This is a genomic window from Delftia sp. JD2 (genome assembly GCF_001682645.1).
Lineage (GTDB): Bacteria > Pseudomonadota > Gammaproteobacteria > Burkholderiales > Burkholderiaceae_C > Comamonas > Comamonas acidovorans.
In genome coordinates, this window is record NZ_LFJT01000019.1 from 37177 (window position 1) to 49334 (window position 12158).

Here is a 12158-nt window from a genome sequence, read left to right on the forward strand (position 1 = left end):
GGGAGGAAATTTAGGGAGAAAGTGGCTATTTATAAAGAATATTAATAAGATGCATTGCATAGTTTTGTTTTATGCAGAGCCTTCGTTGCCGCTGGAGCCAAGCCCGTGGAGAACCTATCGTTGCGGTACTCGCTTCGCCAGCTGCGCTACTTCGTCGCCACGGCCCAGGCGCTGTCTTTCACTGCCGCATCGCGGCTGCTGCATGTCTCGCAGCCGTCGATCTCCACGGCGATCGCCGAGCTGGAAGAATCCTTTGGCGTGCAACTGTTCATTCGCCACCATGCGGCCGGGCTGTCCCTGACCCAGGCCGGGCGCGAAATACTGGGCATGGCCCGAAGCCTGCTCAAGAACGCGGAAGAATTGCAAGGTGTTGCGCGCAGCCTGGATTCGGGTATGTCGGGCAGCATTGCGCTGGGCTGCCTCACTTCGCTGGCCCCGCCGCTGCTGGCCGGGCTCATCAGCCGTTTCGTGGCGGAGCATGCGGGCATCACCTTCCGCACGGCCGAAGCCCACCAGGAGGACCTGTTCACCAGCCTGCGCGACGGCACGCTGGACCTGGCCCTCACCTATGACATAGACCTCACCGACGACATCGCCTTCCAGCCGCTGCGCACGCTGCCTCCCTACGCCATCCTGCCGGCGCGGCACCGACTGGCCCGCCAGCGCGCCGTCACGCTCAAGAGCCTGCTTGCAGAGCCCTATGTCATGCTCGACCTGCCCCACAGCCGGGAGTATTTCGCGCGGCTGTTCGACGCCGTGGGCGAGCGGCCCGTGCCTGCCTTTCGCTCCGCCCAGCCCGAGGTCGTGCGCGGCATGGTGGCCAATGGACTGGGATTCAGCATCCTGAACTTTCCCCTGCAGTCCACGCGCACGGTGGATGGAGTGGACTTCATCATCCGACCCTTCAAGGACGAGGTGGCGGTTGTCACCCTGGGCATTGCTCAGTCCCGCAGCCTCAAGCCCAGGCAGGTCGTGCAGCGCTTTGCTGGGTTTTGCGCAGAGTGGATGGGTGAGGGCCAGCGCCTCTAAGCCTCGCCTAAGTCTGCCCCTTCAGACTTCTCCTCAACGCAGCAAGGAACGCTGCTTTTGAGGAAAGGTCTGCGATGAACAAGATTCTGTCCACTCCCCGCCGTCTGGTGCTGGCCCTGGTGGCCGCAGGTGCCATCGGCGCCCTGGGCGCCACGGGCGCCGGTCTGGTTGGTGTGGTGCATGGCGATGCGCGTGCCGCCACGTCGCTGTTTGCGCCTGCAGCACAGCCTGCTTCTCCAGCTTCCCCCGCCGCCGCCGTGGCGGCGCCCAACTTTGCCGACATCACGGCGCGCAACGGCGCGGCCGTGGTCAACATCAGCGTGGTCGGCAGCTCGCGTGCCATGGGCGACGATGGCGACGAGGCCGCTGCACGGCAGGGCCAGGGCCAAGGTCAGGGCCTGCAGGGCATGGACCCCAACGATCCGTTCTTTGAATTCTTCCGCCGCTTCGGCGTGCCCGGCATGCCGGGCATGGGCCAGGGCCAGCCCCAGCGCGATGTGCCCACGCGCGGCGAAGGCTCGGGCTTCATCGTCTCCAGCGACGGCCTGATCCTGACCAACGCCCACGTGGTGCGTGGCGCCAAGGAAGTGACCGTCAAGCTCACCGACCGGCGCGAGTTCAGCGCCAAGGTGCTGGGCGCCGATCCCAAGACCGACGTGGCCGTGCTGCGCATCGAGGCGAAGAACCTGCCCACCGTATCGCTGGGCAAAACGGCCGATCTGCGCGTGGGCGACTGGGTGCTGGCCATCGGCTCGCCCTTCGGCTTCGAGAGCAGCGTGACGGCCGGCGTGGTCAGCGCCAAGGGCCGCACCCTGCCTGACGACTCCTTCGTGCCCTTCCTGCAGACCGACGTGGCCATCAACCCCGGCAACTCGGGCGGCCCGCTGTTCAACGCACGCGGCGAGGTGGTGGGCATCAACAGCCAGATTTACTCGCGCTCGGGCGGCTACCAGGGCGTGTCCTTCGCCATTCCCATCGAGGTGGCCACGCGCGTGCAGCAGCAGATCGTGGCCACGGGCAAGGTGCAGCATGCGCGGCTGGGCGTGGCCGTGCAGGAGGTGAACCAGGCCTTTGCCGACTCCTTCAAGCTCGACCGTCCCGAAGGCGCCCTGGTGTCCAGCGTGGACAAGAGCGGCCCCGCCGCCAAGGCGGGCCTGGAGCCCGGCGACGTGGTGCGCAAGATCGATGGCCAGCCCATCGTGGGATCGGGCGATCTGCCGGCCTTTGTGGGCCAGGCGCTGCCGGGCCAGAAGGTCACGCTGGAGATATGGCGCAACGGCGAGGCCCGCACGCGCAGCGCCGTGCTGGGCGATGCCAGCGACAAGGCCGCCAAGGTGGCCAAGGACAAGCCCGACGCAGGCAAGGGCAAGCTGGGCCTGGCCCTGCGCCCGCTGCAGCCCGAGGAAAAGCAGCAGATTGGCGTGAAGGACGGTCTGGTCGTGGCCGACGCCGCAGGCCCGGCCGCCGAGGCCGGCATCACGCAGGGCGATGTGCTGCTGTCCATCAACGGCTCGCCTGCCGGTGATATCGAGGCCGTGCGCGCCGCCATGGCCAAGGCCGGCAAGACCGTGGCCGTGCTGATCTGGCGCGATGGCAACAGGATCTTTGTCCCCGTACGTCTCGGGTAAGTGAAAGGAGGTAAGGGACCAGAAGCATCCACACACTTGATTGATCGCACGGCCCCGGCGTGAATGCGCCGGGGCTATCGCTTTGGGAAAACCCAGAGAAAAATGCCAGCGGTCCAAGGATCGGTACGCCAATGTGATGGTTGTATCGTGTGAAATGACGCCCGTTTGCGTTAGTAATGTTTCTTTTTGTGACGGATTGATGTAAGGGAAACCGCTTAGACTGCCGGCCCATCGAGGCGTGCGCTGACCGTCTTGATTCACGGAATACGGCCCCTGGGGGCGCAACGCATCACAGGAGGGGCACGGCTTTGAATCAGGACTACAGCTTGCAGGTGGCGGGTTTGGGCGCATCGTTCGGTGCGCGCGTCATCCTGGCTGAGGTGGACTTCGCACTGCCCGCCCGGGGCGTCACCGTTCTGCTGGGGCCTTCGGGATCGGGCAAATCCACCCTGCTGCGCACGCTGGCCGATCTCAATGCCGCCAACCCGCGTTTTCGCCGCTGGGGCAGCACGCGCTACGCTGGCCAGCCATGGCGCAGCGGCATGCAGGCGCCGCGCCTGGTGCAGCAGCAGGCCAGGCTGATGATGGCCAGCACCTTCGATGCCATCGTGGAGCTGGCGCGCCCCCGTCTCAAGCTGGTGCCGCATGAGCTGCGCGACTGGTGCCGCGCCCAGGTGCAGGCCTTCGGCTTCCCCGAGCTTGCGCTGATGTTCGACCAGCCGGCGCTGCAGCTGTCCCCGGTGCAGCAGCGGGCCGTGGCCATCCTGCGCGAGGCGCTGGCCGAGCCGGCGCTGCTGATGGTGGACGAGCCCACGGCCGAGCTGGAGGGCTACGAGGCCTTCGTGCTGCTGGAACTGCTGCGCCAGGTGGGTCAGCGCACCGCCGTGCTGATGAGCACGCACCAGCAGCAGCACGCACAGGCCGTGGCGCAGGACATGCTGCTGCTGGCCGGCGGCCGCATCGCCGAGGCGCAATCCATGGAAGCCTTTCTGCGTGCACCGCTGTCGCTGGCGGGCCAGCAGTTCTTGCGCACCGGCAGCTGTGCCGTGGCCTCTCCCGATGCGCGGGCCGAAGACCTGGAGGAGGGCGTGCCCCTGCCTCCTCCGCTGCCTGCAGCGGCCGTGGCCGCGATCTCCGAGTTTCTGTCGGATGCAGTGGCCGCCGAGCCTGCATCCGAGCCCATGCCTGCACCTGAGCCTGCGCCTGCACCCGTGCCTGCATCCATGCCTGCGCCGGTACCCGCACCCGCACCCGCACCGACACCCGCTGCCGCTGCCGCTGCCCGGCCGCGCGCCGTCAATCCCGCCGTGCTGGTGGACTGGCAGCCGTTGGCCGCCGACCCGCAGGCCGTGCCCGCCAGCCGCGGCCCCAACGGTTTTGCCTGGCTGGTGCCGGGCCGGCTGGCCGGTGCGCCGCAGCCCGGCGTGGTGCAGTCCATGGACTTTGACCTGAAGGCCCTGCGCGGCTGCGGCGTCACCGTGCTGATCACGCTGACCGAAAACGACCTGCCGCAAGAGCCGCTGCAGCAGCACGGCCTGCGCAACCTGCACCTGCCGGTGCGCGACCACGAATCACCCACGGTGGCCCAGATCCAGATGCTGCTGGCGCGCATGTCGGCCATGCTGCGCGCGGGCGAGGTGCTGGCCGTGCACTGCCTGGCCGGCCTGGGCCGCACGGGCACGGTGCTGGCCGCATGGCTGGTGCGCGAGGGCCTCACCGCCGACGAGGCGCTGCGCCGCGTGCGCCTCATCGACGCCCAGTACGTGCAGTCCCAGGCCCAGGAGGACCTGCTCTACGCGTACGAAGTGGCACTGCTGCTGAAGATGGGCTGACCGATCACATCCATTCACAAAAAAAGGAAAGCTGCAATGAGCCTGGATAACGTTTTGAGCGAGGTGGCCGGGTCCGTGCCCGAGTGCCTGGCCATCGGCTACGTGGATGCCGCCTCCGGCATGCTGCTGGCCATCCGCACGGTGGACTCGCATCCGCGCGAAGTCATCGACCTGGTGGCCGCCGCCACGGCCGACCTGTTCAACGGCCCCAATGTCTCGATGATCGAGAGCCTGTTCAAGAAGTCGCGCGGCCTCAAGGACGACGGCCACCACTACTTCCAGGAGCTCATCGTCAACAGCGACAACCTCATCCACGTCTTCCTGCGCGGCAAGCTCATGCCCGACTACGTGGCCGTCTTCGTCTGCCGCCGCACGGCCAACCTGGGCATGGCGCTGACCAAGGCCCGCATGGCCATGCCGAAGATTGAAGCGGCGGTGTAGCCGCCGCTCACCCCCTGAGTCGCTGCGCGCCTTCCCCCTCTCTAATCGCTTCGCGAAGGAGGGGGACGACAGCCTCGCGGCGGGGCGGCCCTTGCTCGCTGTCCCTGATGTTTGGGCGCGCCAGTTTCGGGCGGCATGTGCCTCAGAACTGAGCCAGCCTTCCAGGGAGCTATTCTTCAACCATGCGCTTACTGCTTGTCGAAGATGACGCCATGATCGGCGAGGCCGTGCAGACCCTGCTGCGCGGCGAGGGCCATGCGGTGGACTGGGTCCTTGACGGCCTGCAGGCCGATGCGGCCCTGTGCCCCGGCCCGGGTGGCGGCCATGGCTATGACATGGTGCTGCTGGACCTGGGCCTGCCGGGGCAGGATGGCCTGCAGGTGCTGCGCCGCCTGCGCGGGCGCCGCGACCGCACGCCGGTGCTGGTGGCCACGGCGCGCGATGCCGTGCGCGACCGCATTGCCGGGCTGGATGCGGGGGCCGATGACTACGTGGTCAAACCCTATGACCTGGACGAGCTGCTCGCGCGCCTGCGCGCGCTGGCGCGGCGTGCCTCTGGCGGGTCCGACCCGCTGTACGAGCGCGAAGGCGTGCGGCTGAACCCCGCCACGCGCGAGGCCAGCGTCGATGGCCGCGACGTGGTGCTCTCGGGCCGCGAATGGGCGGTGCTGGAGACGCTGCTGGCGCGCCCGGGCAGCACGCTGTCGCGCCAGCAGATCGAGGACAAGCTCTACGGCTGGGGCGACGAGGTCAGCAGCAACGCCATCGAGGTCTACATCCACGGCCTGCGCAAGAAGCTGGGCGCGGGGCTGATCCTCAATGTGCGCGGCGTGGGCTACATGGTGCCCAAGCCATGACGGCGCCGGCTTCCTCCCTTGTTTCCTCCCTTGTCGCCCGGGCGCGCAGCCGCCTGCCCGGTGCACTGGGCACGCGGCTGCTCCTGTTCCTGGGCGCGGCCATCGTGCTCACGGCGCTGCTGCAGGGCCTGCTGGCCTACCGCAATGCGCTGCTGCAGACCGACACCCTGTTCGACTACCAGATGCAGCAGACCGCCTTTGCGCTGCGTGCCGGCCTGCCGGTGGATGCGCGCGGCAGGCCCCAGGGCACGCCGCCCGAGGATGAGAACCACGAATTCATCGTCCAGGTCTGGACCAACGAAGGCCTGCGCATTTTTGAATCCGCCCTGGGCGCCGCGCTGCCGCAGATGGCCGTGCTGGGCTTTGCCGACGTACCTGCGCGCGGCACCGTCTACCGCGTGTTCTCGCTGCAGACGCGCTCGCAGGTGATCCAGGTGGCGCAGGACATGCGCGTGCGCCGCACGCTGGCGCGCGACGCCGCCTGGCAAAGCCTGCTGCCCATTGCCCTGCTGGCGCCCGTGCTGGCGCTGGCCGTGTGGTGGGTGGTGCGCAGTTCGCTGGCGCCCGTGCAGCGCGTGCGCCGCGAACTGGCCACGCGCCGCCCGCAGGACCTGGCGCCCGTGCCTGCCGAGGGCCTGCCCGACGAGGTGCGGCCCCTGGTGGCCGAGCTCAATGCGCTGCTGCAGCGCGTGGGCCAGGCCTTTGAGGCGCAGCAGCACTTCGTGGCCGACGCCGCGCACGAGCTGCGCTCTCCGCTGGCCGCGCTCAAGCTGCAACTGGTGGCCTTGCAGCGCGCGCCCGATGTGGCCGCGCATGACGAGGCCGTGCAGCGTCTTTCGGCCGGCATAGACCGGGCCACACGGCTCGTCGAACAATTGTTGACATTGGCGCGGCAGGAAGCCCAAGGCACGGTACAAGGCACGGCACCAGGCGTGCAAGGCGTGCAGGGGCAGCACGGCGCTTCCGCGGCCGCACCTGCCGAAGTGGACCTGCGCGAGGTGGTGGAGCAGGCCCTGGCAGACCAGGCCGTGGCCGCCCAGCAGCACGGCCTGGACATGGGCCTGAGCGAGCCCCCGCAACTGCGGCAGTCCTTTGCCGTGGCGGGCGACGCACAGTCCTTGCAGATGCTGGTGCGCAACCTGCTGGACAACGCCGTCAAGTACGTTCCGCAAGGCGGCCGCGTCGATGTCGGCTGGCGCAGCGATGCCCAGGGCCGCGCGCTGGTGGTCGAGGACTCGGGCCCCGGCATTGCCGAAAGCGAGCGCGAACTGGTGCTGCGGCGCTTTGTGCGTGGGCCCTCTGCGGCTTCAGCGGCTTCTGCGGGCCAGCAGGCGCAGGGCAGCGGCCTGGGCCTGGCCATCGTGCAGACCATTGCCGAGCGGCATGGCGCACGCCTGCTGCTCGACCGCTCGCCCACGCTGGGCGGCCTGCGCGTGCAGGTGATATGGCCGCCTGTGTCGGGCCGCTGACAGCGGCGCGTGGCGCGCAGGCCTATCGGCGTGTAGCGCGCGGCGGGAATGCTTCCCGCCTGCGTCCGGCCGGGTCACAATCCCCAAATTGGTGCCGGCCCGCCTGCCTTGCCATTCCCTCATCAGGCGCGCGGGCAGTCTGCATCCGTAGTTATTTCGAGAGGTATTTCATGGAGTCCCTTGTCCAGCGCCTGTCCCAGTCCGTGACCCAGGCGCATTCGTTGGAAGAGTTGACGCGGCCCCTGCTGCAAATGCTCGAAGAGAGCACGCAGCTGGAGTCCACCTATCTCACCACCATCAACGAAGAACAGGGCCAGCAGCGCGTGCTGTACGCGCGCAACGCCAGCGAGATGCAGATTCCCGAGGGCCTGGTCGTTCCCTGGGGCGACACGCTGTGCAAGCGCGCCCTGGACGAAGGCCGCATGTACACGCCCGATGTGGGCGCCTGCTGGGGAGACTCCGAGGCCGCGCGTGAACTGGGCATACGCACCTACGCCAGCGCGCCCGTGCGTTTTTCGGATGGCCAGCTCTACGGCACGCTGTGCGCGGCCAGCAAGTCCTCGCAGGCCCTGAGCAGCGAGGCCGAAGGCATGCTGCGCCTGTTCGCCAACCTGATTGCCGAGCGCGTGGAGCGCGAGCAGCTCATCGCCAGCCTGAACCGGACCAACCGGGAGCTGGCGGCACTGGCCTTGCTGGACCCGCTGACCGGCCTGCCCAACCGGCGCTGCCTCACCGATGAGCTGGGCCGGCTCATTGCGCGCTGCGCACGCAGTCAGGAATGTGTGGTGGTGGGCTTCATCGACCTGGACCGCTTCAAGAACGTCAACGACGAGCACGGCCACGAGGCCGGCGACGCGCTGCTGCGTGCCATGGGCGAACGCCTGTCCGCCCACCTGCGCAGCGCCGACATGCTGGCGCGCTTTGGCGGGGACGAGTTCGTCTTCATCGGCGTGGGTCCCTTGTTCGGCAGTGAGGCCGATGCCGTGGCGCGTGAACTGCAGCAGCGCCTGTCGGATGCCTCGGCCTTCCAGGTCGATCTGTCCGATGGCAAGACGCTGGACTACGGCGGCGCCAGCGTGGGCGTGGTCTGCCTGCGGCCGGACTCCATTGACGCCGACGACGCGCTGCAAAAGGCCGATGCGGCCATGTACCGCGTCAAGATGGCGCGCAGCCGCGAAGCCAGGGGCACCGCGCTGCATTGAGCCAGCCGCAGGCCTGGCCCGGCGGCCAAGACCTGTTGCTGCCTTGCTCCGGCCTGTCTCGCTGCTTCTCGCGCGCGCTCTTTTTTCTTTCCGCCTCAGCCTGCTGCCAGCATGGGCTGCCTGCGCTGCAGCTCCACGGCGGCATGCTGATGGCCGCTTGCCGCCTCCAGCTTGAAGGCGCCCACCGTGCGCACCAGGTCGCCGGCCTGGCCACGCAGGCTGGAGGCGGCGGCGGCCATCTCCTCCACCAGCGCCGAGTTCTGCTGGGTGGCCTGGTCCATCTGCGTGACCGCCTGGCCGATCTGCGCCACGCCCGAGCTTTGCTCGGAACTGGCGGCGCTGATCTCGCCCATCAGATCCGTCACGCGGCGTATGGCGTCCACCACCTCGGCCATGGTCGTGCCGGCCTGGTCGGCCAGCGCGCTGCCGTTGTGCACGCGGCTGGCGCTGTCGGTGATCAGTTGCTTGATCTGCTTGGCGGCCTCGGCACTGCGGCTGGCCAGGCCGCGCACCTCGGTGGCCACCACGGCAAAGCCCCGGCCCTGCTCGCCCGCACGCGCGGCTTCCACGGCCGCGTTCAGCGCGAGGATATTGGTCTGGAAGGCAATGCCGTCGATCACATTGATGATGTCGGCGATCTGCCGGCTGGAATCACTGATGCCGCGCATGGTGTCCACCACCTGCCGCACGACCTCGCCGCCCTGCTCGGCCACGGTGGAGGCACCCAGCGCCAGCTGGTTGGCCATCTGCGCGTTGTCGGCGTTCTGGCGCACGGTGGAGCTGAGCTGCTCCATGGAGGCGGCCGTCTGCTGCAGCGCGCTGGCCTGGCTTTCGGTGCGCGAGGACAGGTCCTGGTTGGCCTGCGCGATCTGCCCGCTGGCAGCTGCCACGCTGACCGATCCCTGGTGCACCTGGCGCACCACGCCGCGCAGCCCCTCCTGCATGGTCTGCAGCGCGCGCAGCAGCATGGACACCTCGTCCTTGCCGCGCACATCGATGTGCCGTGTCAGGTCGCCCGCCGCCACGGCATCGGCCGTATGGATGGCCAGGCGCAGCGACCGCGCCATGTTGCGGATGATGGACCAGCCCAGCAACACCCCCAGCAGCACACCCGCGATGATGGAGCCCACGGCCACCGCAAAAATCACCTGGTAGAGCGACTGCGCGGCGTCGTATTCCTCCTTGGCGACGCGGGTCTGCAGGGCGGTCAGCTGCACGATCACATCACGCAGCGGCGCGTACAGCGCCTCGTCCTTGTCGATCAGCAGCTGCCGGGCCAGCGCCAGGTCCCCGGACTGCAGCGCCTGCTGGGCCGGCTTCAGAAAGCCCTGCAGGAACAGCGCGCGCACGGCCTCGAAGCGGTCGGCCAGCTGCGCCTCTTCCTCGGTCAGCCGGGTCTGGCGGAACGAGGTCCAGAACTTGTTCACGTCGTTGATGTTGGTCTGTATCTCTTGCTGCTTTTGCTGCGTGTACTCGGGCAGGTGCACGGCAATGGCGCCCGAGACCGCATGGCGGTTGCGCAGCAGCAGGCGCTGCACTTCCAGCAGATCGCCCAGTGCGACCAGGCGCTCCTCATAGACCACCTTGAATCGGCGGTTGGACTCGCTGATTCCATATAGCCCGAAAGCGCCGATCACGATCATGAGCAGTGAGAGAAAACCAATCAAGGCGGTCAGGCGAGTCGATAACTTGAAATTATTCATACTGCGTCCTTTGCATGCATTGCGGATGGTTGGTGGGTACTTGCGTTGTCAGGCCGCCCCGTGATGACTAGCATCTCTCACAACGGACTCGGTAATGAAAATGAGATTTCACTAACGGGAAATGCCCGGTCTGCACAAATGCTCACAGGCATCCGGAAACGGCGATGCTGGCTTGCCGTGGCCTGCGTGGCCAATGGCGATCCATGTTGTATTGGTTTGTAAACTATTTGTTACAAACTATAGTATGAATCGAATGCTCCAGGCAATACCAGTTTTTCAGGTATTGGCCTTGGCCTGATAGGGGCTCTCTGCGTATTGCTTCGCTATTGTTTCGCTATGAAAAATACAGGCGGCAACGGCCCTGGCAATGGCTGCGGCGCCGAACGGCCCGCCTAGAATCCGCCTCTATGCGCTGTGCATGCGCGGTTTATGCGCGTTCATCCGCGCTTGCGCGAGGCCCCTGGCCTGCCTTCACGAAAGAGATCCATGAAACCCAAAACCCTTGCCCGCGCGCTGGCCGCCCTCTGCGTGGCTGCGGCCGGACTGCTCTACGCATCGCCCTACATCGCCCTGCACCAGATCGGCAAGGCCGTGGAGCGCCGCGACGCCCAGGCCCTGTCCGGCTACGTGGACTTCCCCGCGCTGCGCGAAAGCATCAAGGGCCAGATGATGGCCAGGCTGCAGTCCCAGATGGGCGGCTCGGGCGACAGCGCCTCCAACCCCCTGGCCGGCTTTGGCCAGCAACTGGCCCAGGGCCTGGTCAGCCAGTTCACCGAGGCGCTGGTCTCGCCCGACGGCGTCATGCTCATGCTGGAAAAAGGCAAGCCCGGCAAACCCACGGACGTGGCCGCCGCAGGCGTGGGCGTGGACACCCAGGGCGGGCCGCCGCGCAAGGACTACTCCGTGGAGTACCAGGGCTGGTCCAAGGTCTTCGTGCACCCGCGCGGCGAGCCGGGCGGCTTCATCTTCAGGCGAGAAGGCCTGATGGGGTGGAAGCTGGTGGCCGTGAAGATGGATTGAGGGGCGCGGGCAGGCGCCAGCACCCTGGCTTCTCAGCCTTGGTGCAGCACCTTCATCACATGGCGCTTGCCCAGCCGCAGCGCGCGGGCATCGGCCTCTGGCTGCGTGTCGCAGGGCTGGTCATCGGTGACGGCCTCCAGGGCCTTGCCGCTGGCCACCTCCAGCAAGGTGGCGCGCGGCAGCCAGGCGCCTGGCGAGGCATCGCTGGGAAGTGACGCGGGCGTGATCCGCACGCCCATGTAGAGAAGGCTGTCCATGGCCTGCCGTATCCGTTCGGATCAGCCTGCCAGGGGCGGGCGGGGCAGTGCCAGCCACTGCTGGACGGCGGGGTGCTGCCACTGCCGGCGCGCATAGGCGGCCAGCGGCGCAGGCACGGCATCGCCGTTGAGCACCAGGCGATTGAGCATCAGCGCCAGATCCACATCGGCAATCGACCATGGGCCGGCGATGTGGTCATCTTCCGAGCGGATGAAGGCTCCTGCCATCGAAAACAGCTTGCGCGCCGCAGCCTGGCCCGCATCCGACAGCGGCGTGGGCGTGGGGCGGTAGAACACCACTTCGGTGCTGCGCTCCGAGCGCAGTGCCATCAGATCGCTGCGCAGCCAGGCCTGGACCTGACGCACGCGGGCACGCGCCTGCGCATCCTGGGGGTAGAGCGGGGCGCCGCCAAAGAGGTCCTGCAGGTACTCGCAAATCGCTGAAGACTCCGACAGACTGAAATCGCCATCCACCAGCGTGGGCACCCGTGCCGTCAGTGACGCCGCCACATAGTCCGCCCCGGTGTTCTGTCCCGCCGAAAGGTCCAGCGTGCGCAACTCGAAGTCAATCCCCTTGACCTTCAGCGCAACGAACACGGACATGGCATAGGGAGAGGCGAATTGCGAATCGGCGTACAGCAGCATGAGGGCCTTTCGGGGAAACTGCATGGGGATTGGGGCACCGATGGTAGCCGAGTGGGCAACCGGATGACCGGGCCG

At 67.6% G+C, this 12158-nt stretch carries 11 protein-coding genes; 8 read left to right on the forward strand and 3 right to left on the reverse strand.

Annotated elements, in window-relative coordinates; all coding sequences use genetic code 11:
• Window positions 1-105 precede the first annotated feature (105 nt).
• From ACM14_RS12590 to ACM14_RS12620, 7 genes are all read left to right on the forward strand, one after another.
• Entirely contained in the window at window positions 106-1029 is a 924-nt protein-coding gene (locus ACM14_RS12590; protein WP_065346308.1) for a LysR family transcriptional regulator, read from the forward strand.
• A 74-nt stretch (window positions 1030-1103) separates the two neighbouring features.
• Window positions 1104-2657 carry a Do family serine endopeptidase gene (locus tag ACM14_RS12595; protein WP_065346309.1) on the forward strand — a complete coding sequence of 518 codons (1554 nt, stop codon included), beginning with the start codon at window positions 1104-1106 and terminating at the stop codon, window positions 2655-2657.
• A gap of 308 nt (window positions 2658-2965) precedes the next feature.
• A complete protein-coding gene (locus ACM14_RS12600; protein ID WP_065346310.1) occupies window positions 2966-4489 on the forward strand; it encodes an ATP-binding cassette domain-containing protein in 1524 nt (507 codons plus the stop codon).
• A gap of 36 nt (window positions 4490-4525) precedes the next feature.
• The gene (locus ACM14_RS12605; protein ID WP_012203525.1) at window positions 4526-4930 is read left to right on the forward strand and encodes a hypothetical protein; all 405 of its coding nucleotides are present in this window, start codon (window positions 4526-4528) and stop codon (window positions 4928-4930) included.
• A 182-nt stretch (window positions 4931-5112) separates the two neighbouring features.
• On the forward strand, window positions 5113-5787 hold the full coding sequence (locus tag ACM14_RS12610) for a response regulator transcription factor (protein ID WP_065346311.1): 675 nt from the start codon (window positions 5113-5115) through the stop codon (window positions 5785-5787).
• Window positions 5784-7256, forward strand: a complete 1473-nt coding sequence (locus tag ACM14_RS12615; RefSeq protein WP_065346312.1) for an ATP-binding protein — start codon at window positions 5784-5786, stop codon at window positions 7254-7256. Before ACM14_RS12610 ends, ACM14_RS12615 begins: the two co-directional genes overlap by 4 nt.
• A gap of 170 nt (window positions 7257-7426) precedes the next feature.
• The gene (locus ACM14_RS12620; protein WP_065346313.1) at window positions 7427-8458 is read left to right on the forward strand and encodes a diguanylate cyclase; all 1032 of its coding nucleotides are present in this window, start codon (window positions 7427-7429) and stop codon (window positions 8456-8458) included.
• A 95-nt stretch (window positions 8459-8553) separates the two neighbouring features.
• Here the strand turns inward: ACM14_RS12620 and ACM14_RS12625 are convergent, their stop codons facing one another.
• Entirely contained in the window at window positions 8554-10161 is a 1608-nt protein-coding gene (locus ACM14_RS12625; protein WP_065346314.1) for a methyl-accepting chemotaxis protein, read from the reverse strand.
• 486 nt (window positions 10162-10647) lie between these two features.
• On the opposite strand from ACM14_RS12625, the gene ACM14_RS12630 reads away from it, so the two are divergent.
• A complete protein-coding gene (locus tag ACM14_RS12630; RefSeq protein WP_065346315.1) occupies window positions 10648-11181 on the forward strand; it encodes a DUF2939 domain-containing protein in 534 nt (177 codons plus the stop codon).
• 32 nt (window positions 11182-11213) lie between these two features.
• On the opposite strand, the gene ACM14_RS12635 is transcribed toward ACM14_RS12630, so the two are convergent.
• The gene (locus tag ACM14_RS12635) at window positions 11214-11438 is read right to left on the reverse strand and encodes a hypothetical protein (RefSeq protein ID WP_012203534.1); all 225 of its coding nucleotides are present in this window, start codon (window positions 11436-11438) and stop codon (window positions 11214-11216) included.
• Between the two features lie 21 nt (window positions 11439-11459).
• Window positions 11460-12083 carry a glutathione transferase gene (yfcF, locus tag ACM14_RS12640; protein WP_065346342.1) on the reverse strand — a complete coding sequence of 208 codons (624 nt, stop codon included), beginning with the start codon at window positions 12081-12083 and terminating at the stop codon, window positions 11460-11462.
• Window positions 12084-12158: the final 75 nt, after the last annotated feature.

What these genes read in the sequence shown, in the direction of transcription:
- ACM14_RS12595 (WP_065346309.1), top strand. Translation starts at nt 1,104, where the DNA reads ATGAACAAGATTCTGTCCACTCCCCGCCGTCTGGTGCTGGCCCTGGTG.
- ACM14_RS12605 (WP_012203525.1), top strand. Translation starts at nt 4,526, where the DNA reads ATGAGCCTGGATAACGTTTTGAGCGAGGTGGCCGGGTCCGTGCCCGAG.
- ACM14_RS12610 (WP_065346311.1), top strand. Translation starts at nt 5,113, where the DNA reads ATGCGCTTACTGCTTGTCGAAGATGACGCCATGATCGGCGAGGCCGTG.
- ACM14_RS12615 (WP_065346312.1), top strand. Translation starts at nt 5,784, where the DNA reads ATGACGGCGCCGGCTTCCTCCCTTGTTTCCTCCCTTGTCGCCCGGGCG.
- ACM14_RS12620 (WP_065346313.1), top strand. Translation starts at nt 7,427, where the DNA reads ATGGAGTCCCTTGTCCAGCGCCTGTCCCAGTCCGTGACCCAGGCGCAT.
- ACM14_RS12625 (WP_065346314.1), bottom strand. Translation starts at nt 10,161, where the DNA reads ATGAATAATTTCAAGTTATCGACTCGCCTGACCGCCTTGATTGGTTTT.
- ACM14_RS12630 (WP_065346315.1), top strand. Translation starts at nt 10,648, where the DNA reads ATGAAACCCAAAACCCTTGCCCGCGCGCTGGCCGCCCTCTGCGTGGCT.
- ACM14_RS12635 (WP_012203534.1), bottom strand. Translation starts at nt 11,438, where the DNA reads ATGGACAGCCTTCTCTACATGGGCGTGCGGATCACGCCCGCGTCACTT.
- yfcF (WP_065346342.1), bottom strand. Translation starts at nt 12,083, where the DNA reads ATGCTGCTGTACGCCGATTCGCAATTCGCCTCTCCCTATGCCATGTCC.